This is a genomic window from Enterobacter cloacae complex sp. Mu1197 (genome assembly GCF_040059225.1).
Lineage (GTDB): Bacteria > Pseudomonadota > Gammaproteobacteria > Enterobacterales > Enterobacteriaceae > Enterobacter > Enterobacter quasiroggenkampii.
In genome coordinates this window covers 3,834,170-3,859,723 of the sequence record NZ_CP157375.1, presented here as the reverse complement: position 1 = coordinate 3,859,723, position 25,554 = coordinate 3,834,170, and the positions used below count along the sequence as shown (strand labels likewise).

Here is a 25,554-nt window from a genome sequence, read left to right as displayed (position 1 = left end):
CTTACCGGGTCTACAAATGGCTCGAAAGTAGGCCGGGTAAGCGCTAGCGCGCCACCCGGCTTTTTTTGCGTCATTATTCCACCGAAAATGTGACGCAAGTCATATAGCTCGCTTATTCATCTGGACAGACATTCCTTTTATTCCCCGATTCGCTTATTCTTGCTGAAGCGTTTCAGTCGATTAAATGTTCGACAATTGACCAATCAATCGCAGTTTGTGACAGCAAGGATTCCCCTTCGGGCGTAGCTGGATTACTCTTTCAGCCACCTCACACTCAGGGATTGCTTTGCAGGAGATCTATGACCGTACGCGTAGCGATTAATGGCTTCGGTCGCATCGGGCGTAATGTGGTTCGTGCTTTGTATGAATCCGGACGTCGGGCGGAAATAACCGTGGTGGCAATCAATGAACTGGCGGATGCTGCGGGCATGGCGCATTTATTGAAGTATGACACCAGCCACGGACGCTTTGCCTGGGATGTGCGCCAGGAAAGAGATCAGCTTTTTGTGGGTGATGACGCGATTCGTGTGCTGCATGAGAACAGCATCTCCGGGCTACCCTGGCGTGAACTGGGTGTGGATGTCGTACTTGACTGTACCGGTGTGTATGGCAATCGCGAACATGGCGAAGCGCATCTGACAGCCGGCGCGAAAAAAGTTCTGTTTTCTCATCCCGGCAGTAACGACCTCGACGCGACCGTCGTGTTTGGCGTCAACCAGCATGAGCTGCAGGCCGAACACCGCATTGTTTCCAACGCCTCCTGTACCACCAACTGCATTATTCCGGTCATCAAATTGTTAGACGATGCGTATGGCATTGAGTCCGGCACCGTGACCACGATTCACTCCGCCATGCACGATCAGCAGGTCATTGACGCTTACCACCCGGATTTACGGCGCACGCGTGCAGCGAGCCAGTCAATCATTCCGGTGGATACGAAACTGGCGGCAGGGATCACCCGAATTTTTCCGCAGTTCAATGACCGTTTTGAAGCGATTGCCGTGCGTGTCCCAACGATCAACGTCACCGCAATCGACCTTAGCGTGACGGTGAAAAAACCGGTAAAAGCCTGTGAAGTCAACCTGTTGCTGCAAAAAGCGGCACAGGGGGCATTTCATGGTATAGTTGACTATACGGAATTACCGTTGGTCTCAGTAGATTTTAACCACGACCCACACAGCGCCATCGTCGATGGCACGCAAACGAGGGTCAGTGGCGCACACCTTATCAAGACGCTGGTCTGGTGTGATAACGAATGGGGCTTTGCTAACCGAATGCTCGACACCACGTTAGCAATGGCTGCTCAAGGTTTCAGGTAAGACGCATCGTGCGTCTGCAAAACTTTAAGAATCAACGAGAGGATTCACCATGTCTGTAATTAAGATGACCGATCTGGATCTGGCTGGTAAACGCGTTTTCATCCGTGCCGATCTGAACGTACCGGTTAAAGATGGCAAAGTGACCAGCGACGCGCGTATCCGTGCATCTCTGCCAACCATCGAGCTGGCTCTGAAGCAGGGCGCGAAAGTGATGGTCACCTCCCACCTGGGTCGTCCAACTGAAGGCGAGTACAACGAAGAGTTCTCTCTGCTGCCAGTGGTTAATTACCTGAAAGACAAACTGTCCAACCCGGTTCGCCTGGTGAAAGATTACCTGGACGGCGTTGACGTTGCAGCCGGTGAACTGGTTGTTCTGGAAAACGTTCGCTTCAACAAAGGCGAGAAGAAAGACGACGAAACCCTTTCCAAAAAATACGCCGCACTGTGCGACGTGTTCGTGATGGATGCCTTCGGTACGGCGCACCGTGCTCAGGCGTCTACCCACGGTATCGGTAAATTCGCAGACGTTGCGTGTGCCGGTCCTCTGCTGGCTGACGAACTGGAAGCGCTGGGTAAAGCACTGAAAGAACCTGCTCGTCCGATGGTCGCTATCGTTGGTGGTTCTAAAGTTTCCACCAAACTGACCGTTCTGGATTCCCTGTCTAAAATCGCTGACCAGCTGATCGTTGGTGGTGGTATCGCGAACACCTTCGTTGCCGCTCAGGGCCACAACGTGGGTAAATCCCTGTACGAAGCAGACCTGGTTGACGAAGCCAAACGCCTGCTGGGTACCTGTGATATCCCGGTTCCAACTGACGTTCGCGTCGCGACCGAGTTCTCCGAAACCGCAACCGCGACTCTGAAGTCTGTTAACGACATTAAAGACGAAGAGCAGATTCTGGATCTGGGCGACGTTTCTGCACAGAAACTGGCTGAAATCCTCAAAAACGCAAAAACTATCCTGTGGAACGGTCCGGTTGGCGTGTTCGAATTCCCGAACTTCCGCAAAGGGACTGAAATCGTTGCTAACGCTATCGCAGACAGCGAAGCGTTCTCTATCGCAGGCGGTGGTGACACCCTGGCAGCAATCGACCTGTTCGGTATCGCTGACAAGATCTCCTACATCTCCACTGGTGGCGGCGCATTCCTCGAATTCGTGGAAGGCAAAGTACTGCCAGCAGTAGCAATGCTCGAAGAGCGCGCTAAGAAGTAAGCCATTTAAGGGCAGGGAAACCTGCCCAATTTTCAGCGCGCTTTTAAGAGCTCGCACCTTTTCTAACGGCCGAAGATACAGGACTAAGCAACATGTCTAAAATTTTTGATTTCGTAAAACCTGGCGTTATCACTGGTGATGACGTACAGAAAGTGTTCCAGGTAGCTAAAGAAAACAACTTCGCTCTGCCAGCAGTTAACTGCGTGGGTACCGACTCCATCAACGCCGTACTGGAAACCGCTGCAAAAGTTAAAGCACCGGTTATCGTTCAGTTCTCTAACGGTGGCGCTGCGTTCATCGCAGGTAAAGGCGTGAAAACTGACATTCCTCAGGGTGCTGCAATCCTGGGCGCTATCTCTGGTGCGCACCACGTTCACCAGATGGCTGAGCATTACGGTGTTCCAGTTATCCTGCACACTGACCACTGCGCGAAGAAACTGCTGCCGTGGATCGACGGTCTGCTGGACGCGGGTGAAAAACACTTCGCGGCAACCGGTAAGCCACTGTTCTCTTCTCACATGATCGACCTGTCTGAAGAGTCACTGCACGAAAACATCGAAATCTGCTCTAAGTACCTGGCGCGCATGGCCAAAATGGACATGACCCTGGAAATCGAACTGGGTTGCACCGGTGGTGAAGAAGACGGCGTGGACAACAGCCACATGGACGCTTCTGCACTGTACACCCAGCCAGAAGATGTTGATTACGCTTACACCGAGCTGAGCAAAATCAGCCCACGCTTCACCATTGCAGCGTCCTTCGGTAACGTACACGGCGTTTACAAACCAGGCAACGTGGTTCTGACCCCAACCATCCTGCGTGATTCTCAGGAATACGTTTCCAAGAAACACAACCTGCCGCACAACAGCCTGAACTTCGTCTTCCACGGCGGTTCCGGTTCTTCTGCTCAGGAAATCAAAGACTCCGTAAGCTACGGCGTTGTGAAAATGAACATCGATACCGACACCCAGTGGGCAACCTGGGACGGTATCCTGCAGTACTACAAAGCGAACGAAGCTTACCTGCAGGGCCAGCTGGGCAACCCGAAAGGCGAAGACCAGCCGAACAAGAAATACTACGATCCACGCGTATGGCTGCGCGCAGCGCAGACGTCCATGGTGACCCGTCTGGAGCAGGCTTTCAAAGAACTGAACGCGATCGACGTTCTGTAATTTGAGCTGCTAACAGCATCAGAAGGCCCGCAAATGCGGGCCTTTTTTTATGCTTTTTCAATACCCTGCCAGACCTGCTTTTGTGATCTGTTTGGCAAAACCGGTGCTTTTTGTTTACCCTTTACAGACCTGCCTGTCTCCATGGGGGATGGATTTTGTGTTTTGGTTTAACAAAAGGAAGAATAAATGGAACAACTCGATGTTGTAGACAGCATCAATAACGCCGGTAACTGGCTGGTGCGTAACCAGGCCCTGCTGCTGAGCTATGCCGTGAACATCGTCGCGGCGATTGCCATCATCATCGTCGGGATGATCGTGGCGCGTATTGTCTCGAATACGGTTAACCGCGTGATGCTGGCCCGTCACATTGACGCCACGGTGGCTGACTTCCTCTCCGCACTGGTGCGTTACGGCATTATCGCCTTTACGCTGATTGCGGCGCTGGGCCGTGTTGGGGTGCAAACCGCCTCCGTCATCGCCGTTCTCGGTGCCGCCGGTCTGGCTATTGGTCTGGCGCTGCAGGGCTCGCTTTCAAACCTGGCGGCAGGCGTTCTGCTGGTGACCTTCCGTCCGTTCCGCTCCGGCGAGTACGTTGACCTTGGCGGCATTGCCGGAACCGTGCTGCAGGTGCAAATTTTCTCAACGACCATGCGCACCGTCGATGGCCGCATCGTGGTCGTGCCGAACGGGAAAATTATCGCGGGCAACATCATTAACTTCTCCCGTGAGCCGGTGCGTCGTAACGAACTGATTATCAGCGTGGCATACGACTCCGACATCGATCAGGTGAAGTCGCTGATTACCAACATCATTGCTTCAGACGATCGTATCCTGAAAGACAAAGAGCAGACGGTTCGCCTGAATGAACTGGGCGCGTCCTCGATTAACTTCGTGGTGCGTATCTGGAGCAAGAGCAGCGATCTGCAAAACGTGTACTGGGACGTGCTGGAACGCATTAAGCGCGACTTCGACGCCAACGGCATCAGCTTTCCGTACCCGCAGATGGACGTAAACGTCAAAAAAGTCAAAGAAGCAGAATAACGTCACCCGTAGGCCCGGTAAGCGCTAGCGCCACCGGGCTTTACTTTCATAAGCTCCGCTAATACCCAATTAATATTATCCATTTCCTCTTATGTAATTCGCGCAGTATAGTCGGTTTCCAGAACAACACTGCGAGAAAATCGTCATGCTATCTTATTATTTTCAAGGGCTTGCCTTAGGTGCAGCCATGATCCTTCCGCTCGGACCGCAAAATGCGTTCGTGATGAATCAGGGCATCCGCCGCCAGTACCATCTGATGATTGCCCTGCTGTGCGCGGTAAGCGATTTGCTGCTGATCTGCGCCGGGATTTTTGGCGGCAGCGCGCTGCTGATGCAGTCTCCGTGGCTGCTGGAGCTGGTCACCTGGGGCGGCGTGGCGTTTCTGCTCTGGTACGGATTCGGCGCGCTGAAAACGGCGATGAGCAGCAACCTCGAACTGGCGAGCGCGGAGGTCATGAAGCAGGGCCGCTGGAAGATTATCGTCACCATGCTGGCGGTGACCTGGCTAAACCCTCATGTCTATCTCGACACCTTCGTCGTGCTGGGCAGTCTGGGCGGTCAACTGGACGTTGAACCGAAACGCTGGTTTGCGCTCGGAACGGTCAGCGCCTCGTTCCTGTGGTTCTTCGGTCTCGCCATTCTGGCGGCATGGCTGGCTCCTCGTCTGCGTACGGCCAAAGCCCAGCGCATCATTAATACCCTGGTCGGCCTGGTGATGTGGTTTATCGCTTTCCAACTGGCAAAAGAGGGGATTCATCACGTTCAGGAATTGTTCAACTAATCCTTGTCTTATGGACAACTGAACAAGACCCGCTAAGCTTGCTGGCATGCGCCCTGTTAATGGGCACTCTTCGCAACATGGAGGAATGACAGTGAAGTTTAAAGTGATGGCCCTGGCGGCATTAGTGAGTTTCGGTGCGGTGTCGGTGCAGGCAAGCGAATTGCCGGATGGCCCGCACATCGTCACGTCAGGCACCGCAAGCGTGGACGCGGTACCCGATGTTGCAACCCTGGCAATCGAAGTGAATGTGGCGGCGAAAGATGCGGCGACGGCCAAGAAGCAGGCTGACGATCGCGTTGCGCAATACCTCTCTTTCCTCGAGCAGAACGGTGTCGGTAAAAAAGATATCAACTCTGCGAACCTGCGTACTCAACCCGATTACGACTACCAGAATGGCAAAAGCATCCTGAAAGGCTACCGTGCCGTGCGTACCGTTGAAGTGACCGTGCGTCAGCTGGATAAGCTTAACTCGCTGCTGGACGGTGCGCTGAAGGCGGGCCTGAACGAGATCCGTTCCGTGTCGCTGGGCGTTGCGCAACCGGAGAAATACAAAGACGAAGCGCGTAAAGCGGCGATCGATGATGCCATTCACCAGGCGGAACAGCTGGCTTCTGGCTTTAAGAGCAAGCTCGGTCCGGTTTACAGCGTGCGTTACCACGTCTCTAACTACCAGCCAAGCCCGATGGTTCGTATGATGAAGGCTGATGCCGCCCCGGTGTCCGCTCAGGAAACTTACGAGCAGCCAACCATTCAGTTCGACGATCAGGTGGATGTGGTGTTCCAGCTGGAACCCGTTGCAGCACAGCCGAAGCCGGCTCAGTAATCTGTAGGCCGGGTAAGGCGTAGCCGCCACCCGGCTTTTCTTTTTAATCCTGTCTCAATACCTTATGTCCGTACGCCAGTAGCGCGTCGGTGACGTTGCGCATCATCCGGCTTTCCGGCGCAAAACGGTGCCAGTAGAGCATCCGGCGCTGATACAGCCCCGGCGTCAGGTCAATCAGCTCACCGCTTTTCAACTCTTTCTCAATCTGCAGGTGCGGGATCATGCAGCAGGTCGTGCCCTGGCGCGCAAGCTGCACGAAGGCTTCAGACGAGTTAACGATATGGCACGGCACGCTGCCCGGCGGCAGGTCGAAGTTTTGCTGCAGGAACGCCTGATGCATATCGTCCAGATGGTCGAACGCCACGGCAGGGGCTTTCAGCAGCGCCGCGCGGGTGACGCCGTTCGGGAAGTAGCGCTCGGCAAAGGCTTTTGAACCCACAAACAGGTAATCCAGGGCGCCTAACTGATCGACAAGACAGCTTGGCAGCGCCTGAGGCTGGATACTGACCGCCCCAACTACCTCACCGCGACGCAGGCGCTCCTGGGTGCGGGTTTCGTCTTCAACCTGCAAATTCAGGCGGATAGGGGAGTCCGCGAGAACCGGCGCCAGGGCCGGCAGAAGCCAGGTTGCCAGACTGTCGGCGTTGACCGCCAGAGAGAGCAGCAGCGGCGTAGAGCCCGTTTGCTCGTCACCCAGCCACTCGTCTTCCAGCAGTTCAACCTGGCGCAGCAGAGCGAGGAGCTTTTGTCCTTGCTCGGTTGGACGTGGCGGCACGGTACGCACCAGCAGCGGCTGGCCGAACATATTTTCAAGCTGTTTGATACGCTGAGAGACGGCGGACTGCGTGATGCAAAGCTTTTGCGCCGCGCGCTCAAAACCTCGTTCACGAATAACTGCATCAAGTGCCTGTAGTGTTCTGTAGTCCGGACGTTTCATTGCTCTGGCTGGCTCCTTAATTTTGCTTATTCTGCACTATGACACAATTTTCCCTTTGTGGCAGACGAATTCCATTCGACGTGTTCTATAATGCGCCCTGAGTTTTCACACCACAGGCAAAACGATCATGACGCAGGATGAACTGAAAAAAGCAGTAGGATGGGCCGCTCTCCAGTACGTACAGCCGGGTACCATTGTCGGTGTCGGTACGGGATCAACCGCGGCACACTTTATCGATGCGCTGGGCACGATGAAGGGGCAGATCGAGGGCGCGGTTTCCAGCTCTGATGCTTCCACGGAAAAGCTGAAAAGCCTCGGCATTACCGTTTTCGATCTCAACGAAGTGGATCGTCTGGGGATTTACGTTGATGGTGCGGATGAAATCAACGGCCACATGCAGATGATCAAAGGCGGCGGCGCGGCGCTGACGCGTGAAAAGATCATCGCCTCCGTTGCGGACAAGTTTATCTGCATCGCCGACGCCTCCAAGCAGGTAGACATTCTGGGGAATTTCCCGCTGCCGGTTGAAGTGATCCCGATGGCCCGCAGCGCGGTTGCCCGTCAGCTGGTGAAGCTGGGCGGTCGCCCGGAATATCGTCAGGGCGTAGTGACCGACAACGGTAACGTGATCCTCGACGTTCACGGTCTGGAAATTCTCGACGCGATTGCGCTGGAAAATGCCATCAACGCCATTCCTGGCGTCGTAACCGTAGGGCTATTCGCCAACCGTGGCGCGGATGTGGCGCTGATCGGCACCGCTGACGGCGTGAAAACCATCGTAAAATGATCTGACGGGGGGAGTCCTCCCCCCGCTAAAAAATTTTTGATACGCTAAATTCGGTGACTTGTGTCACGTTTTTATGCCTCTTTTGCCGATCCTTCCGCGTTTGTAAATTTCCATAGCATTTTCCTCTGCCATTTTGCGCTGTATGACTTTCCTTCAGCGTGCCGACGCAAACGTTCATATTGCTGCAATAGTTTTTTTTGATATGTTGGCTACAGCGGATTTATATCCAGCACAACATCAGTTCAGACAAAAACAGGGTCGGGTAAATGGCAAAGGTATCACTGGAGAAAGACAAGATTAAATTCCTGCTGGTCGAGGGCGTGCATCAAAAAGCAATCGATAGCCTTCGTGCGGCAGGTTACACCAACATCGAATTTCACAAAGGCGCGCTCGATACCGAAGAGCTGAAAGCGTCCATCCGTGATGCCCACTTCATTGGCCTGCGATCCCGTACTCACCTGACTGAAGATGTGATTGCCGCGGCGGAAAAGCTGGTGGCTATCGGCTGCTTCTGCATCGGTACCAACCAGGTTGACCTGAATGCTGCCGCGAAACGCGGTATTCCTGTCTTCAACGCCCCGTTCTCCAACACCCGTTCCGTGGCGGAGCTGGTGATTGGCGAACTGCTGCTGCTTCTGCGCGGCATTCCGGAGGCTAACGCCAAAGCACACCGCGGCGTCTGGAACAAACTGGCGGCGGGCTCCTACGAAGCCCGTGGAAAAAAACTGGGTATCATCGGCTATGGCCACATCGGTACCCAGCTGGGGATTCTGGCGGAATCTCTCGGTATGCATGTCTATTTTTACGATATCGAAAGCAAGCTGCCGCTGGGCAATGCCACCCAGGTTCAACACCTGTCTGACCTGCTGAACATGAGTGACGTGGTGAGCCTGCACGTGCCGGAAAATGCGTCCACCAAAAACATGATGGGTGCAGAAGAGCTGGCGCTGATGAAGCCGGGCTCACTGTTGATTAACGCCGCGCGCGGTACGGTTGTCGATATCCCGGCACTGGCGGATGCGCTGAAGCGTAAGCATCTGGCGGGCGCCGCCATCGACGTCTTCCCGACGGAGCCTGCGACCAACAGCGATCCGTTTACCTCTCCGCTGTGCGAGTTCGACAACGTGATCCTGACGCCACACATCGGCGGTTCAACTCAGGAAGCGCAGGAGAATATCGGTCTGGAAGTGGCGGGTAAGCTGAGTAAATACTCCGACAACGGTTCTACGCTCTCTGCGGTGAACTTCCCGGAAGTGTCGCTGCCGCTGCACGGCGGTCGTCGTCTGCTGCACATCCACGAAAACCGTCCAGGCGTGCTGACTGCGATTAACCAGATCTTTGCCGAGCAGGGCGTTAACATTGCCGCGCAGTATCTGCAGACCAACTCGCAGATGGGCTATGTGGTTATTGATATCGAAGCGGATGACGATGTGGCCGAGAAAGCACTGCTGAGCATGAAGGCCATTCCGGGGACGATTCGCGCGCGTCTGCTGTACTGATGGTGCGGTCTGTGGTGTCGGGTGGCGGCTACGCCTTACCCGACCTACAATGGTCGTGCGGTCTGTGTGTCGGGTGGCGCTTACGCTTACCCGACCTACAATGTTCTAGGATTTATGTAGGCCGGGTAAGGCGTAGCCGCCACCCGGCTTTATTCTACCAGGTCCAGGTTTTACTGGGCGTCACTACCGCCGGTAACGGCACATCCCATTTTTCTACCGGCAACGCCTCCACGCCCTGGCAATCATGCGCGTAGCCCACCGGCTGCAACCCATATTGCTGCCAGTTTTGCAGCGTCCGGTCGTAAAAACCACCGCCCATTCCCAGGCGCTGTCCTTGCTCATCAAACGCGACCAGCGGCGTAATCAGTACATCCAGCTGTGACAGCGGGAGCACGTCGCGCACGTCGAGTTTCGGTTCAGTGATTTTCAGACGATTCACCACCAGCTCGCTGTGCGGGTGATAGTGTAAAAACAGCAGATTGCCTTCACTGAACGGGTGCAGCACCGGCAGGTATACCTTCTTCCCGGCGCGCCAGAGTTGCTCTATTAGCGGTTGGGTATCCAGTTCTCCATCAAATGACAGAAACAGGGCAACCGTGCGCGCCATCACGACAGGGGGATACGCCATCATACGGGCGGCGGCCTGCTGGGCAAAATGCGCTTGCTGAACGGGGGTTAACGCACGACGGCGTTGACGAATGAGCTGACGAATGTCCTGGCGTGAAGCCGAAACTTCAGGGAATTGAGTCATGGTAGTCGGTAGAAGAAAAGAGAGGGAATCTCCGAGATGCCGCCGCAGGCTGTAACCCTTGAACCCTTGGTTCAAGGTGAATGTGTCGTCATAGTTTTAAGGCTTCTCGGACGGACCGAGCATGCTCACCAACCATGGAGCGCCACATTCTTGTGGTATGAAATATCGGCTCAGGGGACTGGCCCGCTTGCGAACATCTCAGAGAAATTTTGTCTTCACAGTTACTCTACCATAGTCAACTGAGAAGTGTTATTCAAACTTGGGTCCCGGTCTTTCGGGATTGCGACCTTGATCAAGCAATGCCTGTTCTATGGTCTGCTGGAGCATTTTAATGCGCTGCTCCATGCTTGCCGCGTAATCGCGGGTCTTCGCTTTTTCCTGAGTCAGTTCATAGCTGATGTTCAACGCGGCGATGAAAACCAGCTGCTCAGTATTTGTGACTCTAGTGCGTTCTTTTAGATCTTGCAACCGCTGATTCAAATCGTCCGCAGCCTGATTCAAAGCATCCCTTTGTTCAGGCGGACAATTCACTCGCAGTGAACGGCCAAAAATCTGGAGATCGACGGGTTGTGCAGACATGCCACCTTCCTGCTGATTGACTGCGCTGCCTTCGCCTGATGCCCCGGGGGCTGCGAAGGGGCGACACTATAGCTACCCTGATGTGAAGATACAAGCCCTTTTCTGGTATCACCAGGGTCCAAAGTGGTAGCATATCATGAAACTTCCCCCCAATGATGACGAATGCGCATGTCTATACAGAACGAAATGCCTGGTTACAAGGATTTAAACCAGTTACTGAACCAGCAGGGAGTCGGTTTAACCCCTGCCGAAATGCACGGTCTGATCAGTGGCATGCTGTGCGGCGGAAACAGCGACAGCTCATGGCAGCCGCTGATCCACGACCTCACGAATGAAGGTCTGGCGTTTGGTCACGAGCTGGCGGAAGCGCTGCGTAAAATGCATGCCGCCATCAGTGATTCGCTGGAAGACGATGGCTTCCTTTTTCAGCTTTATCTGCCTGAAGGCGACGACGTCAGCGTGTTCGATCGCGCCGATGCGCTGGCGGGGTGGGTAAATCACTATCTGCTGGGTCTGGGCGTCACGCAGCCTAAACTGGATAAAGTCACCGGTGAAGCGGGTGAAGCGATCGACGATCTGCGCAACATCGCCCAGCTTGGCTACGATGAAGACGAAGACCAGGAAGAGCTGGAAATGTCTCTCGAAGAGATCATCGAGTACGTGCGCGTGGCGGCACTGCTGTGCCACGACAACTTTACGCGCTCACAGCCGACTGCGCCGGAAGTCCGCAAGCCAACCTTACATTAAGAAAAATAACGCACAGGAGGGTGTCATGGTTATCTCGAGTCAAGAGTATTCGCGCCGCCGTCAGGCGCTGCTGGCAAAAATGCAGCCGGGCAGCGCCGCGCTGATTTTTGCCGCGCCCGAAGTGACGCGCAGCGCCGACAGCGAATATCCCTATCGCCAGAGCAGCGACTTCTGGTACTTCACCGGTTTTAACGAGCCGGAAGCGGTACTGGTGTTGATTAAGAGTGATGACACCCACAACCACAGCGTGATTTTCAACCGCGTGCGCGATCTGACGGCCGAAATCTGGTTTGGTCGCCGCTTAGGGCAAGAGGCCGCACCGGAAAAGCTGGGCGTCGACCGTGCGCTGGCGTTTAGCGAAATCAACCAGCAGCTCTACCAGCTGCTTAACGGCCTCGACGTGCTCTATCACGCCCAGGGCGAATATGCTTACGCCGATGAGATTGTCTTCACCGCGCTGGATAAGCTGCGCAAAGGCTCGCGGCAGAACCTGTCCGCACCGGCCACGCTGACGGACTGGCGTCCGGTGGTGCATGAGATGCGCCTGTTCAAGTCTGAAGAAGAGCTGAACGTGATGCGCCGCGCGGGCGAAATCAGCGCGCTGGCGCATACCCGCGCGATGGAGAAATGCCGACCCGGGATGTTCGAATACCAGCTGGAAGGCGAAATTCACCACGAATTTAACCGCCACGGCGCGCGCTATCCCTCCTACAACACCATTGTCGGTGGCGGGGAAAACGGCTGCATTCTGCACTACACCGAAAACGAAAGCGCGCTGCGCGACGGCGATCTGGTGCTGATTGACGCCGGTTGCGAATATCAGGGCTATGCGGGGGACATCACCCGGACCTTCCCGGTGAACGGTAAATTCTCGCCGGCACAGCGCGCAATTTACGACATTGTTCTCGAATCCCTTGAGACGGCACTCAGGCTGTATCGTCCAGGTACCTCCATCCAGGAAGTGACCGGTGAAGTGGTGCGCATCATGATTACCGGTCTGGTCAGGCTCGGTATCCTTAAAGGGGACGTAGATACCCTGATTGCTGAAAATGCGCATCGACCGTACTTTATGCACGGCCTGAGCCACTGGCTGGGGCTGGACGTGCATGACGTTGGCGCCTACGGCACCGACCGTTCCCGCGTGCTGGAGCCGGGCATGGTGTTAACCGTGGAGCCGGGTCTCTATATCGCGCCGGATGCCGACGTGCCTGAAGAGTACCACGGGATTGGTATTCGTATTGAAGATGACATCGTGATTAACGAGACCGGTAACGAAAACCTTACCGCCAGCGTCGTGAAAAACGCTGACGATATCGAGGCGCTGATGGCAGCGGCGCGCGCATGAGCGTGATTATCGTTGGCGGCGGAATGACCGGGGCCACGCTGGCGCTGGCCATTTCGCATTTGACGCAGGGGCAGCTTCCGGTGCACCTGGTGGAAGCCGTTGCGCCAGAGGCGTCCAACCATCCCGGTTTTGATGCCCGCGCCATCGCGCTGGCGCAGGGCACCTGCCAGCAGCTTTCCCGCATTGGGATCTGGCAGGCGATTGCCGACCGTGCTACGGCGATCGGGACCGTTCACGTCAGCGATCGCGGCCATGCGGGCTTTGTCACGCTGGACGCGCAGGATTACCGGATTGATGCCCTGGGTCAGGTTGTTGAGCTACACGACGTCGGATTGCGTCTGTTCCGCCTGCTCCAGGACGCGCCGGGCGTCACGCTGCATTGCCCCGCGCGCGTGGCCAGCGTAAGCCGAAGTGAAGCGTCGGTCAGCGTGACGCTGGAAAACGGCTCTGTTCTTGAAGGCCAGCTTCTGGTCGCTGCGGACGGTTCGCGCTCATCGCTCGGCACCCAGTGTGGCGTGGAGTGGCGCCAGCAGCCTTACGGCCAGGTGGCGGTCATTGCGAACGTCGCTACCGCAGCTGACCACAACGGCAGGGCGTTTGAGCGCTTTACGCAGCATGGCCCACTGGCGATGCTGCCGATGTCGGACGGGCGCTGTTCCCTGGTCTGGTGTCATCCGCAGGATAAGGCTGAAGAGGTGAAGGCTTGGTCCGACGAACGTTTTTGTACCGAGCTGCAGAAAGCCTTTGGCTGGCGGCTGGGGCGTATTATCCATGCCGGCAAGCGGACGGTCTATCCGCTTTCGCTGACCACGGCTTCTCAGTCCATCTCCCATCGTCTGGCGCTTGTCGGTAACGCCGCGCAAACGCTGCATCCCATCGCGGGGCAAGGCTTTAACCTTGGCTTACGCGACGTCATGAGCCTGGCCGAATCACTGGCGCAGGCATGGGGCGAGCAAAAAGACTGCGGGGCGTATTCGGTGCTGAGTTATTACCAGAAGCGCCGTCAGGCGGATAAAGAAGCCACCATCGGTGTGACCGATGGCCTGGTCCATCTTTTTGCCAATCGCTGGGCACCGCTGGTTGCGGGCCGCAATCTCGGGCTGATGGCGATGGAACTATTCATTCCGGCACGTGACGTGCTGGCGCAGCGGACCCTGGGTTGGGTTGCGCGTTAAGGAGTTATCACCGTGCAAAATGTTGATGTCGCCATCGTTGGCGGCGGAATGGTCGGACTGGCATTGGCCTGTGGATTACAGGGCAGCGGCCTGCGCGTGGCGGTGCTGGAGCAAAAACAGCCCCAGCCCGTTGCCCCGGATGCGCCGCCGGAACTCCGCGTCTCGGCCATTAATGCGGCCAGCGAAAAGCTGCTGACGCACCTTGGCGTCTGGTCAGATATTGTGGCGAACCGCGCCAGTTGCTATCACGGCATGGAAGTGTGGGATAAGGACAGCTTTGGTCATATTGCTTTTGATGATGAAAGCATGGGCTATAGCCATCTGGGCCACATCGTTGAAAACGCGGTGATCCACCACGCGCTGTGGCAGAAAGCACAGCAGTGCAGCGACGTGACGCTGATTGCGCCTGCGCAGATCCAGCAGGTGGCGTGGGGCGAAAACGAGGCGTTTATCACCCTGCAGAGCGGCGACATGCTGACCACGCGCCTGGTGGTCGGTGCTGACGGTGCCAACTCCTGGCTGCGTAATAGAGCCGATATCCCGCTGACCTTCTGGGACTATCGTCATCACGCTCTGGTCGCGACGATCCGCACCGAAGAGCCGCACGGCGGCGTGGCGCGCCAGATTTTCCACAACGACGGCATACTGGCGTTCCTGCCGCTTGCCGATCCGCACCTGTGCTCGATCGTCTGGTCCCTGGTGCCGGACAAAGCCCGGCAGATGCATGAGGCGACGCCGGAGGCCTTTAACCAGGCGCTGTGCGTGGCCTTTGATAACCGCCTTGGCCTGTGCACGCTTGAGAGCGAGCGTCAGGTGTTCCCGTTAACCGGCCGCTACGCGCGTCAGTTTGCGGCGCACCGTCTGGCGCTGGTGGGGGATGCGGCGCATACCATTCATCCGCTGGCCGGGCAGGGCGTTAACCTTGGCTTTATGGACGCGGCGGAGCTGGTCGAGGAGCTGCGTCGCCTGCATCGCGAAGGAAAAGACATCGGCCAGCATCTCTATCTGCGTCGCTATGAGCGCAGCCGCAAGCACAGTGCGGCGATGATGCTGGCGGGGATGCAGGGCTTCCGCGAGCTGTTTGCCGGGGCAAATCCGGCGAAAAAACTGCTGCGCGATATCGGTCTTAAACTGGCCGATACGCTTCCTGGCGTCAAACCTCAACTTCTCCGTCAGGCGATGGGTCTTAACGATCTCCCTGACTGGCTGCGCTAACTTAGATCCCCGTCACACTTTATTTTCCCGGCCTCTGCGCCGGGGAAATTCCCTCGTTTGAAATATTCTAATTTCACGTCATTTTTCGCATTAGATAATCTAATGTCGCGTTTTTCTCGTTACGGAAATTCGGCCCGATTTTCCGCATGAAATATCACCATGTGCTAAATCCTGTTAGATCATTGTTAATTTTGTGCGGGGTTAATCGCATTTTTCCAGTGAATAACTCTGTAGGCTTTTTAGCGTTTTTTGGTCATAAGCTAATGTGATGACCCATTTTGCCTTATGGTTAACCGCCGGTTTCGGTGGTAAGTTCAGGTAAAAGAGAACGTTTGCGTCGGTGCCCGAACGCGGGGCCGATACCGGGTTTCACGGTGAATTTTTCAACGAGGACAAGATGGCTCAACAGACTCCTTTGTACGAACAACACGTGTTATGCGGCGCCCGCATGGTGGACTTCCATGGCTGGATGATGCCGCTGCACTACGGCTCGCAGATTGATGAGCACCACGCGGTGCGCACCGATGCCGGTATGTTCGACGTGTCCCACATGACAATTGTCGATCTGCGCGGTAGCCGCACCCGGGAGTTTTTGCGTTATCTGCTGGCAAACGACGTCGCCAAACTGAAGACGCCGGGTAAAGCGCTCTATACCGGCATGCTGAATGCCTCGGGCGGCGTGATTGATGACCTTATCGTCTATTACTTCACTGAAGATTTCTTCCGCCTCGTTGTAAACTCCGCCACCCGCGAAAAAGACCTCTCCTGGATCACCCAACACGCCGAACCTTATGCCATCGACATCACCGTCCGTGACGATCTGTCGCTGATCGCCGTGCAGGGACCAAACGCGCAGGCGAAAGCCGCCTCTCTGTTTAACGACGAGCAGCGCAACGCCACCGCTGGCATGAAGCCGTTCTTTGGCGTGCAGGCGGGCGATCTGTTTATCGCCACCACCGGCTACACCGGTGAAGCGGGCTACGAAATTGCGATGCCAAACGAGAAGGCCGCTGATTTCTGGCGTGCGCTGGTAGAAGCGGGCGTGAAGCCTGCGGGTCTGGGCGCGCGCGATACGCTGCGTCTGGAAGCGGGCATGAACCTCTACGGTCAGGAGATGGACGAAGGCGTCTCTCCGCTGGCCGCCAACATGGGCTGGACCATCGCGTGGGAACCGGCTGACCGTGACTTTATTGGCCGTGAAGCGCTGGAGATGCAGCGCGAGAAGGGCACTGAACAACTGGTGGGCCTGGTGATGACCGAGAAGGGCGTGCTGCGCGGCGAACTGCCGGTGCGCTTTACCGATGCTGACGGCAATCCTCGCGAAGGCGTGATCACCAGCGGAACCTTCTCACCGACGCTGGGCTACAGTATTGCACTGGCACGCGTGCCGGCGGGAATTGGCGAAACGGCGGTGGTGCAAATCCGCAACCGCGAAATGCCGGTCAACGTGACCAAACCGATTTTTGTTCGCGCCGGTAAGCCGGTCGCCTAATCATTTTTATTAGGAGAACTTCAATGAGCAATGTGCCAGCAGAACTGAAATACAGCAAAGAACACGAGTGGCTGCGCAAAGAGGCGGACGGCACTTACACCGTAGGGATCACCGAGCACGCGCAAGAGCTGCTGGGCGACATGGTGTTTGTTGACCTGCCTGACGTGGGCACGACCGTGAGCGCGGGCGACGACTGCGCCGTGGCGGAGTCCGTAAAAGCAGCATCCGATATCTACGCGCCGGTAAGCGGTGAAATTGTTGCCGTCAACGACGCGCTGAGCGATTCGCCAGAACTGGTCAACAGCGAGCCTTATGAAGGCGGCTGGATCTTCAAGATCAAAGCCAGCGACGAATCCCAGGTTGCCGCGCTGCTGGATGCGACCGCATACGAAGCACTGTTAGAAGACGAGTAAGCCATTATCCCTCTCCCCTTTGGGGAGAGGGTAGGGTGAGGGGAACAGACGACACCCTCACCCCAGCCCTCTCCCTAAGGGAGAGGGAGAAAACACATTCACTGCACGTTTCAGGAACCATCGCTCATGACACAGACTTTAAGCCAGCTTGAAAACCGTGGCGCCTTCATCGAACGTCACATTGGGCCGGATGCTCAGCAACAGCAGGAGATGCTAAAGACAGTTGGCGCGGATTCATTAAACGCACTGATCGGCCAGATTGTGCCAAAAGACATCCAGCTTGCCACGCCGCCTCAGGTGGGGGAAGCCACTACGGAATTCGCCGCGCTGGCGGAGCTGAAGGCCATCGCCGGCCTGAACAAGCGCTATAAGTCTTACATTGGCATGGGCTACACCAACGTGCAGTTGCCGCCGGTGATCCTGCGCAACATGCTGGAAAACCCGGGCTGGTACACCGCCTATACGCCGTATCAGCCAGAAGTCTCCCAGGGCCGTCTGGAAGCGCTGCTGAACTTCCAGCAGGTGACGCTGGACCTGACCGGCATGGATATCGCCTCCGCTTCTCTGCTGGATGAAGCGACAGCTGCCGCCGAAGCGATGGCGATGGCTAAGCGCGTGAGTAAGCTGAAAAACGCTAACCGCTTCTTCGTGGCGGCGGACGTGCATCCTCAGACGCTGGACGTGGTGCGCACCCGTGCGGAAACCTTCGGCTTTGACGTGATTGTCGACGACGCTGACAAAGTGCTGGATCATCAGGATGTCTTTGGCGTGCTGCTCCAGCAGGTGGGCACCACCGGTGAAGTTCACGACTACGGCGCGCTGATTGCCGAGCTGAAATCCCGCAAGGTGGTTGTGAGCGTTGCCGCCGATTTTATGGCGCTGGTGCTGCTGACGGCGCCGGGCAAACAGGGCGCGGATATCGTATTCGGCTCAGCACAGCGCTTCGGCGTACCGATGGGCTACGGCGGCCCGCACGCGGCGTTCTTCGGCGCGAAAGATGAATTCAAACGTTCCATGCCTGGACGTATTATCGGCGTCTCCAAAGATGCTGCCGGTAATACCGCGCTGCGCATGGCGATGCAGACCCGCGAGCAGCATATCCGCCGCGAGAAAGCGAACTCCAACATCTGTACCTCACAGGTGCTGCTGGCGAATATCGCCAGCCTGTACGCCGTGTTCCACGGCCCGGCTGGTCTGAAACGCATTGCCAGCCGCATTCACCGCCTGGCCGATATCCTGGCCTGCGGCCTGCAGCAAAAAGGTCTTAAGCTGCGCCATGCCCACTACTTCGACACCCTGTGCGTGGACGTGGCGGACAAAGCCGCCGTGCTGGCCCGCGCGGACGCGGCAAAGATCAACCTGCGCAGCGACATCCACAACGCCGTCGGCATTACGCTGGATGAAAGCACCACCCGCGACGATATCCTGAACCTGTTCAGCGTGCTGCTGGGTGACGCGCACGGTCTGGACATTGATGCGCTCGACAAAGAAGTTGCGCTCGACAGCCGCTCCATTCAGGACAGCATGCTGCGTAACGACGCCATCCTGACGCACCCGGTCTTTAATCGCTACCACAGCGAAACCGAGATGATGCGATACATGCACTCTCTGGAGCGCAAGGATCTGGCGCTGAACCAGGCGATGATCCCGCTGGGATCCTGCACCATGAAGCTGAACGCCGCGGCAGAGATGATCCCGATCACCTGGCCTGAATTCTCCGAGCTGCACCCGTTCTGCCCGCCAGAGCAGGCGGAAGGTTATCACGTGATGATCAACCAGCTTTCCGACTGGCTGGTGAAGCTGACCGGTTACGACGCGCTCTGCATGCAGCCGAACTCCGGCGCGCAGGGTGAATATGCGGGCCTGCTGGCAATCCGTCACTATCACGAAAGCCGTAACGAAGGCCATCGCGATATCTGCCTGATCCCAAGCTCAGCCCACGGCACCAACCCGGCCTCTGCCCAGATGGCGGGCATGGAAGTGGTGGTGGTGGCGTGCGATAAGAACGGCAACATCGACCTGGCTGACCTGCGCGAGAAAGCCGAGCAGGCGGGCGACAGACTCTCCTGCATCATGGTGACCTATCCGTCCACCCACGGCGTGTACGAAGAGACCATCCGTGAAGTGTGCGACGTGGTGCACCAGTTCGGCGGTCAGGTATACCTCGACGGCGCAAACATGAACGCGCAGGTGGGCATTACCTCGCCGGGCTTTATCGGCGCGGACGTATCGCACCTCAACCTGCACAAAACCTTCTGCATTCCGCACGGCGGTGGCGGCCCGGGCATGGGCCCAATCGGCGTGAAAGCGCACCTGGCGCCGTTTGTGCCGGGCCACAGCGTGGTTCAGATTGAAGGCATGCTGACCCGTCAGGGCGCGGTTTCTGCGGCACCGTTCGGTAGCGCCTCTATCCTGCCAATCAGCTGGATGTATATCCGCATGATGGGCGCGGAAGGGCTGAAGCAGGCGAGCCAGGTGGCCATTCTGAACGCCAACTACATTGCGACGCGCCTGAAGTCTGCCTTCCCGGTGCTCTATACCGGCCGCGACGGTCGCGTGGCGCACGAGTGCATCCTTGATATTCGTCCGCTGAAAGAGCAGACCGGCATTAGCGAGCTGGACATTGCCAAGCGTCTGATCGACTACGGCTTCCACGCGCCTACCATGTCGTTCCCGGTTGCGGGCACGCTGATGGTGGAGCCAACGGAGTCCGAAAGCAAAGCTGAGCTGGACCGCTTTATCGACGCGATGCTGGCCATCCGCATGGAGATCGACCGCGTACAGGACGGTGAGTGGACGCTGGAAGATAACCCGCTGGTCAACGCTCCGCACACCCAGCACGAGATGGTGGCAGAGTGGAACCACGGCTATTCCCGCGAGCTGGCGGTCTTCCCGGCAGGTGTGGCGAACAAATACTGGCCGACCGTGAAGCGTCTCGATGACGTCTACGGCGACCGTAACCTGTTCTGCTCCTGCGTGCCGATGAGCGAATACCAGTAACATTGCTGCTGTAGTAACGTAGGCCGGGTAAGGCGAAGCCGCCACCCGGCTTTTTTATTGGGAGAAGATAATGGCAATTGCACTGGTCACCGGCGCCAGCCGCGGCATCGGGAAAGCCACCGCGCTGCAGCTGGCTCGCGAAGGCTACACCGTGGCGGTGAACTATCATCACAACATTAAGGCCGCAACGGATGTGATCAACCAGATTGTTGAGGCGGGCGGTAAAGTCTTTGCCGTTCGGGCAGACATCAGTGATGAAGCTCAGGTGCTGGCGATGTTTGACAGCCTCGATCGTGAAGGCGAGCCGTTGACCGCGCTGGTCAATAATGCGGGGATTCTGTTTGAGCAGTCCACCATTGAGAATCTCTCCGCCGAGCGCATTAACCGCGTCCTGGCGACCAACGTCACGGGCTACTTCCTCTGCTGCCGGGAAGCGGTAAAACGCATGTCCTTCAAACATGGCGGCAAGGGTGGGGCTATAGTGAATGTCTCCTCTGCGGCGTCGCGTCTGGGCGCGCCGGGTGAATATGTGGATTATGCCGCGTCCAAGGGGGCGGTGGATTCGCTGACAACCGGGCTATCGCTGGAGGTGGCGGCGCAGGGCATTCGCGTTAACTGCGTCCGTCCGGGTCTGATCTATACCGATATCCATGCTTCCGGCGGAGAGCCGGGGCGAGTGGATCGCGTGAAATCGTTGCTGCCGATGCAGCGCGGCGGCCAGCCGGAAGAGGTCGCCCAGGCGATTGTCTGGCTGCTGAGCGAAAAGGCGTCGTACGTGACGGGCAGTTTTATCGAGTTAGCGGGCGGGAAATAAAAGCCGGGTGGCGGCTTCGCCTTACCCGGCCTACTGTTCGTGTAGGCCCGGTAAGCGCAGCGCCACCGGGCAAAAAATCACAGCGTCTCGCCGTTGCTGGCAATCACTTCCTTATACCAGTTAAAGCTCTTCTTACGGGAACGGGACATGTCGCCCGTGCCGTCGTCGTGCTTGTTCACGTAGATAAAGCCGTAGCGCTTGCTGTACTGGCCGGTGGTAAACGACACGCAGTCGATACAGCCCCATGGCGTATAGCCCATCAGATCCACGCCATCGTGGGTGACGGCCTTGATCATCTCTTCCACATGGGCACGCAGGTAGTCGATGCGATAGTCATCGTTGATGCTGCCGTCTTCTTCCACCTTGTCGTAGGCGCCGAATCCGTTTTCCACGATAAACAGCGGCTTTTGGTAACGCTCGTACAGTTCGCACAGGGAATAGCGCAGGCCTACCGGGTCAATCTGCCAGCCCCAGTCGGAGGCCTTCACGTGCGGGTTCGGTACGCTGCCTTCGAAACCGGAAATGGCATCGCCGGTACCGCCTTCCGCCTTCACCGCGTTGGTCATGTAATAGCTGAAGCCCAGGTAGTCGCAGGTGCCTTCACGCAGTATCTGCTCGTCGCCCGCTTCCATTTTGATGGAGAACCCGCGGCGCTCCCATTCGTTCAGCACGTAGGACGGGTAGTAGCCGCGCAGTTGGACATCGGTAAAGACGTAGCGCTCGCGCATTGATTCCTGGGCGAACATCACGTCTTCCGGTTTGCAGGAGAACGGATAGAGCGCCACCATCGCCAGCATGCAGCCGACTTTCATCTCAGGGTTGATGCGGCGCGCGGCTTTCACCGCCAGGGCGCTGGCCACAAACTGGTGGTGCAGGACCTGATACATGGTCTCTTCCGGATTTTCATGTTCGGTATAGACCACGCCCGAGCAGCAGTAGCCGAACAGCGGCGCGCGCCAGTTACGCTGGTTGTTGATTTCGTTGAAGGTCATCCAGTATTTGACCTTGTTTTTGTAGCGCTCGAAGACCACTTCCGCGAAGCGCACAAAGAAATCGACCACTTTACGGTTGGTCCAGCTACCGTACTCCTTCACCAGGTGCAGCGGCATTTCGAAGTGGGAGAGGGTGATCACCGGTTCGATGTTGTATTTCAGCAGCTCATCGAACATGTCGTCGTAAAACTTCAGCCCTTCTTCGTTTGGCTGCGTTTCGTCACCGTTCGGGAAGATACGCGTCCAGGCAATAGACGTGCGGAAACACTTGAAGCCCATCTCGGCAAACAGCTTGATGTCTTCTTTGTAATGGCCGTGGAAATCAATCGCCTCATGATTGGGATAATATTTCCCCGGCACCACGTCCTGCGTGATTTCGCGCGGTACGCCGTGTGCGCCGCCGGTTAATACGTCGCAAATGCTTGGCCCTTTGCCGCCTTTGTTCCAGCCGCCTTCAACCTGGTGAGCGGCAACCGCGCCACCCCATAAAAAATCTTTTGGTAAGGTCAGTTTTTTCATCGCTGCTATTCTCAATAAATGACTTATTGGCATCGAGTCTAGCAAAGCGAAATTAAATGTCACGATATAACAATTTACGGTAAATGTGATTTGTCACATCAAAAAAACAGGGTGTTTTATTCTGCAAGTTTCTTCGCCAGTTTACGGCCGAGAGATTCCAGAATATAGATGACGGGAATTTGCGTGGTGATATCGTAGACGCCCGCAATACGCGTCTGGGGAACATGCCAGGAGAGATTAAAGTCCGCCAGCTTTGCGAGACGCGAGTGCTCGTGGCTGGTAATCGAGAGCACCTTGCAATGATGCAGGCTAAACTGGCTGGCGAAGCGCAGGATCTCCTCGGTCTCACCCGAGACGGAGAGCACAATCGCCAGCGCATTTTTCGCCATGTCATTGGTGACCGGAAAATAAGGGTCATCAATATGGTTACTGAATTTTCCGATATTAGAAAAGAAACGTGCGCCATATTTTGCCAGCGAGCCTGACGTTCCTGCGCCGACAAATATAATGCGTTCCGACGATAAAATAATATCGACCGCATCATCTAGTAACGCGTCGAACTCTTCATTATTTACGCTTTTAAAGAAGCTGATAATTTCGCTGGCACCGAAATTCGCCTGCTGGGGCTCGTTTTGTTCAAGATAAAGCTTAAAGCGTACGCGAAACTCCGAGTAGCCTTCGCAGTTAAGCTTGCGGCAAAAGCGCAGGATAGTGGTCGTCGAGACACCCGCCGCATCCGCCAGCTCGCGGATGGTCATGTACATGACTTTGTCACGGTTTTTAATGACATAGTTGTAGACCATCATCTCCAGGTTATTGAGACTGGCAATGGCGGAGTGGGTAAACATACTCACAATGGCATAACTCTTATTCAGACCTCATGTATCCATCATAACATGCGGCCAGACGGCAGGATCCATTTTTATGCTCTTGATTCTTAATGGTTAAATTTTAATGTGAACAAGTGTTAGGTGAAGAATTCATTTATGTCTATGATTTTTAGGTATAAATCCTGAAATGAAATTATTTTAGCTAACATGTGTTCACTGGAATCATTCTCAGTTAGCATAGTGATGCGATGAATAATCATCTTTTGTTTTCCTGGAGTTTTGTATGGTGAGTAGACCATTAATCGCGCAGGGATATTCGCTGGCTGAGGAAATAGCCAACAGCATCAGCCACGGCATTGGCCTGGTGTTTGGGATTGTCGGTTTAGTGTTATTGCTGGTGCAGGCGGTCGATGCCAATGCCAGCGCAATGGCTATTACCAGCTACAGCCTGTATGGCGGGAGCATGATCCTGCTGTTCCTGGCCTCGACGCTGTATCACGCGATCCCGCATCAGCGGGCCAAGATGTGGCTCAAGAAGTTTGACCACTGCGCTATCTACCTTCTTATTGCAGGCACCTACACGCCGTTTCTGCTGGTGGGGCTCAACTCGCCGCTGTCGCGCGGCCTGATGATTGTTATCTGGAGCCTGGCGCTGCTCGGGATCCTGTTTAAGCTCACCATCGCGCACCGGTTTAAGGTGCTGTCGCTGGTCACCTATCTGACCATGGGCTGGCTGTCGCTGATCGTGGTGTACCAGCTGGCAATCAAACTGTCGATAGGGGGCGTCACGCTTCTGGCCTTAGGCGGCGTGGTGTATTCGCTCGGCGTCATTTTCTACGTCTGCAAGCGTATTCCGTACAACCATGCCATCTGGCACGGCTTTGTGCTGGGCGGCAGCGTGTGCCACTTTTTAGCGATTTATTTGTATGTGGGGCAGGCGTAGTTTTTTGTCGGGTGGCGGCTTCGCCTTACCCGACGTACGGGATAAGTAGGCCCGGTAAGCGCAGTGCCACCGGGCGATACAGCATCACTCTTCCAGTGAATAGGGCAGAGGCTCGATGCTCAGTGTGTTCACATCGTCGCGCACGCGGAACACGCTGTCCGCTTCCATGTCGTTGTTCATAACGGCCTGCACCAGAAGACGTCCATCATCCAGCTGTACGGCGGCTAATACGGTGCCGGTACGGCGCCAGTTTTCACCCATCTTCAGCTCTAAATCTTCACCTGCTTCAGGTACGCGGCTGGCATGGCCCGCGAGTGTCCATAGCGCGCGTTTGTTTGCCCCGCGGAATTTCGCACGTGCGACCATCTCCTGGCCGGTGTAGCAGCCTTTTTTAAAGCTGATGCCGCCCAGCGCCTGCAGGTTCGTTGCCTGAGGAATAAACTGCGCGCTGTTTGCGGCGTCAATGATCGGCAGACCCGCTTCGATGTTCAGCGCCAGCCACTGCTGACTGTTGTTAAGCTGCGCTTCGCCGCGCAGCGCCTCGGTGACGCGCTCGGCGGTTTCAGCATCGGTGACTAACAGAAAACGCTCTGCCGGGTGTTCAAACCACAGGATAGAGGTAGCGCCTTCGCTGACGAGCTGCTTTTCGGCATCCGGCAGTTCGCTGAACAGATTTTTCAGCGCCGCACGCGCCTGGAAGCCGGCCACACCCAGCAGGACATGTTCGTCGTCCGGGGCGATAGTGACTTTGGAGAAGACCGCGTATTTTTTCAGCTCTTTGAGCTGGGCGTCACGCAGGCTGCGGCGCTCAATAAAGGCAAAACCGTCCTGACGGCGGAACAGACGCAGGTTGCTCCACATTTTGCCTTTTGGGTCGCAATGGGCGGCCAGCAGGTGCTGGTGTTCGGTCATCTGACTGACGTCGGCGGTCACCTGGCCCTGCAGATATTTTTCGGCGTCGGCACCGGTGAGCGTCGCCAGCGCCCAGTCATCAAGAGAAATAAGCGTCAGCGGCAGACGCGCAGAGGCGGCGGGCTGGCGAGGAGAAAATGGTGTAAAGGCCATAACGATATCCTGAATTGCTTAACGCTTTGATAATGCCTAATGGTAAAAGAGCCTGCAGGCAATGCAAGCGCTTTCAACAGGCCATTTGTGCCATAAACCGGT

Annotated in this window: 23 protein-coding genes and 1 other RNA gene; 17 read left to right on the top strand and 7 right to left on the bottom strand. The window is 56.3% G+C overall.

The window, feature by feature from the left end:
- Positions 1-299 precede the first annotated feature (299 nt).
- From epd to ABFV38_RS18055, 6 genes are all read left to right on the top strand, one after another.
- Complete coding sequence (epd, locus tag ABFV38_RS18080) at positions 300-1,319, top strand: erythrose-4-phosphate dehydrogenase (RefSeq protein WP_045909922.1); 1,020 nt, start codon at positions 300-302, stop codon at positions 1,317-1,319.
- Positions 1,320-1,368: 49 nt separating this feature from the next.
- A complete protein-coding gene (gene pgk / locus ABFV38_RS18075; RefSeq protein WP_008499732.1) occupies positions 1,369-2,532 on the top strand; it encodes a phosphoglycerate kinase in 1,164 nt (387 codons plus the stop codon).
- Positions 2,533-2,624: 92 nt separating this feature from the next.
- Entirely contained in the window at positions 2,625-3,704 is a 1,080-nt protein-coding gene (fbaA, locus tag ABFV38_RS18070; protein ID WP_008499731.1) for a class II fructose-bisphosphate aldolase, read from the top strand.
- Between the two features lie 186 nt (positions 3,705-3,890).
- Positions 3,891-4,745: a small-conductance mechanosensitive channel MscS gene (locus tag ABFV38_RS18065; protein WP_039265487.1), complete on the top strand. Its 855-nt coding sequence runs from the start codon at positions 3,891-3,893 to the stop codon at positions 4,743-4,745.
- Between the two features lie 145 nt (positions 4,746-4,890).
- The gene (gene argO, locus ABFV38_RS18060) at positions 4,891-5,526 is read left to right on the top strand and encodes an arginine exporter ArgO (RefSeq protein WP_348957689.1); all 636 of its coding nucleotides are present in this window, start codon (positions 4,891-4,893) and stop codon (positions 5,524-5,526) included.
- Positions 5,527-5,617: 91 nt separating this feature from the next.
- Positions 5,618-6,349, top strand: a complete 732-nt coding sequence (locus tag ABFV38_RS18055) for an oxidative stress defense protein (RefSeq protein ID WP_008499728.1) — start codon at positions 5,618-5,620, stop codon at positions 6,347-6,349.
- Positions 6,350-6,392: 43 nt separating this feature from the next.
- Here ABFV38_RS18055 and argP read toward each other — a convergent pair whose 3' ends face one another.
- A complete protein-coding gene (argP, locus tag ABFV38_RS18050; protein ID WP_008499727.1) occupies positions 6,393-7,286 on the bottom strand; it encodes a DNA-binding transcriptional regulator ArgP in 894 nt (297 codons plus the stop codon).
- 127 nt (positions 7,287-7,413) lie between these two features.
- Here argP and rpiA point away from each other — a divergent pair, with 127 nt between their 5' ends.
- The gene (gene rpiA / locus ABFV38_RS18045) at positions 7,414-8,073 is read left to right on the top strand and encodes a ribose-5-phosphate isomerase RpiA (protein ID WP_014885151.1); all 660 of its coding nucleotides are present in this window, start codon (positions 7,414-7,416) and stop codon (positions 8,071-8,073) included.
- Positions 8,074-8,339: 266 nt separating this feature from the next.
- Positions 8,340-9,572, top strand: a complete 1,233-nt coding sequence (serA, locus tag ABFV38_RS18040) for a phosphoglycerate dehydrogenase (RefSeq protein WP_032643292.1) — start codon at positions 8,340-8,342, stop codon at positions 9,570-9,572.
- A 154-nt stretch (positions 9,573-9,726) separates the two neighbouring features.
- Here the strand turns inward: serA and ABFV38_RS18035 are convergent, their stop codons facing one another.
- The 3 genes from ABFV38_RS18035 to zapA all read right to left on the bottom strand — a co-directional run bounded on the left by ABFV38_RS18035 (position 9,727) and on the right by zapA (position 10,902).
- Positions 9,727-10,323, bottom strand: a complete 597-nt coding sequence (locus tag ABFV38_RS18035) for a 5-formyltetrahydrofolate cyclo-ligase (RefSeq protein ID WP_063622407.1) — start codon at positions 10,321-10,323, stop codon at positions 9,727-9,729.
- Positions 10,324-10,347: 24 nt separating this feature from the next.
- A non-coding RNA gene (gene ssrS / locus ABFV38_RS18030) (6S RNA) lies at positions 10,348-10,531 on the bottom strand.
- Positions 10,532-10,572: 41 nt separating this feature from the next.
- Positions 10,573-10,902 carry a cell division protein ZapA gene (gene zapA, locus ABFV38_RS18025; RefSeq protein WP_006811891.1) on the bottom strand — a complete coding sequence of 110 codons (330 nt, stop codon included), beginning with the start codon at positions 10,900-10,902 and terminating at the stop codon, positions 10,573-10,575.
- Positions 10,903-11,070: 168 nt separating this feature from the next.
- Between zapA and ABFV38_RS18020 the strand changes: the two genes are divergently transcribed.
- The 8 genes from ABFV38_RS18020 (at position 11,071) to ABFV38_RS17985 (ending at position 21,103) form a co-directional block, all read left to right on the top strand.
- Positions 11,071-11,649, top strand: a complete 579-nt coding sequence (locus tag ABFV38_RS18020; protein WP_024906571.1) for a YecA family protein — start codon at positions 11,071-11,073, stop codon at positions 11,647-11,649.
- 31 nt (positions 11,650-11,680) lie between these two features.
- Positions 11,681-12,994: a Xaa-Pro aminopeptidase gene (pepP, locus tag ABFV38_RS18015; protein ID WP_348959433.1), complete on the top strand. Its 1,314-nt coding sequence runs from the start codon at positions 11,681-11,683 to the stop codon at positions 12,992-12,994.
- Positions 12,991-14,169, top strand: coding sequence for a 2-octaprenyl-6-methoxyphenyl hydroxylase (gene ubiH, locus ABFV38_RS18010; protein WP_348957687.1), 1,179 nt, complete (start codon positions 12,991-12,993; stop codon positions 14,167-14,169). The genes pepP and ubiH overlap by 4 nt, the downstream gene beginning before the upstream one ends.
- A 12-nt stretch (positions 14,170-14,181) precedes the next feature.
- A complete protein-coding gene (ubiI, locus tag ABFV38_RS18005) occupies positions 14,182-15,384 on the top strand; it encodes an FAD-dependent 2-octaprenylphenol hydroxylase (protein WP_348957685.1) in 1,203 nt (400 codons plus the stop codon).
- Between the two features lie 397 nt (positions 15,385-15,781).
- A complete protein-coding gene (gene gcvT, locus ABFV38_RS18000; RefSeq protein ID WP_045910150.1) occupies positions 15,782-16,876 on the top strand; it encodes a glycine cleavage system aminomethyltransferase GcvT in 1,095 nt (364 codons plus the stop codon).
- 23 nt (positions 16,877-16,899) lie between these two features.
- Complete coding sequence (gene gcvH, locus ABFV38_RS17995; RefSeq protein ID WP_008499718.1) at positions 16,900-17,289, top strand: glycine cleavage system protein GcvH; 390 nt, start codon at positions 16,900-16,902, stop codon at positions 17,287-17,289.
- 126 nt (positions 17,290-17,415) lie between these two features.
- Positions 17,416-20,289: an aminomethyl-transferring glycine dehydrogenase gene (gene gcvP / locus ABFV38_RS17990; protein ID WP_348957683.1), complete on the top strand. Its 2,874-nt coding sequence runs from the start codon at positions 17,416-17,418 to the stop codon at positions 20,287-20,289.
- A gap of 70 nt (positions 20,290-20,359) precedes the next feature.
- Positions 20,360-21,103: an SDR family oxidoreductase gene (locus ABFV38_RS17985; RefSeq protein WP_348957681.1), complete on the top strand. Its 744-nt coding sequence runs from the start codon at positions 20,360-20,362 to the stop codon at positions 21,101-21,103.
- A 77-nt stretch (positions 21,104-21,180) separates the two neighbouring features.
- On the opposite strand, the gene bglA is transcribed toward ABFV38_RS17985, so the two are convergent.
- The gene (bglA, locus tag ABFV38_RS17980; protein WP_045329218.1) at positions 21,181-22,614 is read right to left on the bottom strand and encodes a 6-phospho-beta-glucosidase BglA; all 1,434 of its coding nucleotides are present in this window, start codon (positions 22,612-22,614) and stop codon (positions 21,181-21,183) included.
- 116 nt (positions 22,615-22,730) lie between these two features.
- A complete protein-coding gene (locus tag ABFV38_RS17975; protein WP_235401181.1) occupies positions 22,731-23,462 on the bottom strand; it encodes a MurR/RpiR family transcriptional regulator in 732 nt (243 codons plus the stop codon).
- 265 nt (positions 23,463-23,727) lie between these two features.
- Between ABFV38_RS17975 and ABFV38_RS17970 the strand changes: the two genes are divergently transcribed.
- Positions 23,728-24,387: a hemolysin III family protein gene (locus ABFV38_RS17970; RefSeq protein WP_045335239.1), complete on the top strand. Its 660-nt coding sequence runs from the start codon at positions 23,728-23,730 to the stop codon at positions 24,385-24,387.
- 84 nt (positions 24,388-24,471) lie between these two features.
- On the opposite strand, the gene ygfZ is transcribed toward ABFV38_RS17970, so the two are convergent.
- Positions 24,472-25,452, bottom strand: coding sequence for a tRNA-modifying protein YgfZ (gene ygfZ, locus ABFV38_RS17965; protein WP_045909913.1), 981 nt, complete (start codon positions 25,450-25,452; stop codon positions 24,472-24,474).
- Between the last annotated feature and the right edge of the window lie 102 nt (positions 25,453-25,554).

Excerpts from the sequence above, each read along its gene's own strand:
- epd (WP_045909922.1), top strand. The coding sequence starts at position 300 with ATGACCGTACGCGTAGCGATTAATGGCTTCGGTCGCATCGGGCGTAAT.
- pgk (WP_008499732.1), top strand. The coding sequence starts at position 1,369 with ATGTCTGTAATTAAGATGACCGATCTGGATCTGGCTGGTAAACGCGTT.
- fbaA (WP_008499731.1), top strand. The coding sequence starts at position 2,625 with ATGTCTAAAATTTTTGATTTCGTAAAACCTGGCGTTATCACTGGTGAT.
- ABFV38_RS18065 (WP_039265487.1), top strand. The coding sequence starts at position 3,891 with ATGGAACAACTCGATGTTGTAGACAGCATCAATAACGCCGGTAACTGG.
- argO (WP_348957689.1), top strand. The coding sequence starts at position 4,891 with ATGCTATCTTATTATTTTCAAGGGCTTGCCTTAGGTGCAGCCATGATC.
- argP (WP_008499727.1), bottom strand. The coding sequence starts at position 7,286 with ATGAAACGTCCGGACTACAGAACACTACAGGCACTTGATGCAGTTATT.
- rpiA (WP_014885151.1), top strand. The coding sequence starts at position 7,414 with ATGACGCAGGATGAACTGAAAAAAGCAGTAGGATGGGCCGCTCTCCAG.
- serA (WP_032643292.1), top strand. The coding sequence starts at position 8,340 with ATGGCAAAGGTATCACTGGAGAAAGACAAGATTAAATTCCTGCTGGTC.
- ABFV38_RS18035 (WP_063622407.1), bottom strand. The coding sequence starts at position 10,323 with ATGACTCAATTCCCTGAAGTTTCGGCTTCACGCCAGGACATTCGTCAG.
- zapA (WP_006811891.1), bottom strand. The coding sequence starts at position 10,902 with ATGTCTGCACAACCCGTCGATCTCCAGATTTTTGGCCGTTCACTGCGA.
- ABFV38_RS18020 (WP_024906571.1), top strand. The coding sequence starts at position 11,071 with ATGTCTATACAGAACGAAATGCCTGGTTACAAGGATTTAAACCAGTTA.
- ubiH (WP_348957687.1), top strand. The coding sequence starts at position 12,991 with ATGAGCGTGATTATCGTTGGCGGCGGAATGACCGGGGCCACGCTGGCG.
- gcvT (WP_045910150.1), top strand. The coding sequence starts at position 15,782 with ATGGCTCAACAGACTCCTTTGTACGAACAACACGTGTTATGCGGCGCC.
- gcvH (WP_008499718.1), top strand. The coding sequence starts at position 16,900 with ATGAGCAATGTGCCAGCAGAACTGAAATACAGCAAAGAACACGAGTGG.
- gcvP (WP_348957683.1), top strand. The coding sequence starts at position 17,416 with ATGACACAGACTTTAAGCCAGCTTGAAAACCGTGGCGCCTTCATCGAA.
- ABFV38_RS17985 (WP_348957681.1), top strand. The coding sequence starts at position 20,360 with ATGGCAATTGCACTGGTCACCGGCGCCAGCCGCGGCATCGGGAAAGCC.
- bglA (WP_045329218.1), bottom strand. The coding sequence starts at position 22,614 with ATGAAAAAACTGACCTTACCAAAAGATTTTTTATGGGGTGGCGCGGTT.
- ABFV38_RS17975 (WP_235401181.1), bottom strand. The coding sequence starts at position 23,462 with ATGTTTACCCACTCCGCCATTGCCAGTCTCAATAACCTGGAGATGATG.
- ABFV38_RS17970 (WP_045335239.1), top strand. The coding sequence starts at position 23,728 with ATGGTGAGTAGACCATTAATCGCGCAGGGATATTCGCTGGCTGAGGAA.
- ygfZ (WP_045909913.1), bottom strand. The coding sequence starts at position 25,452 with ATGGCCTTTACACCATTTTCTCCTCGCCAGCCCGCCGCCTCTGCGCGT.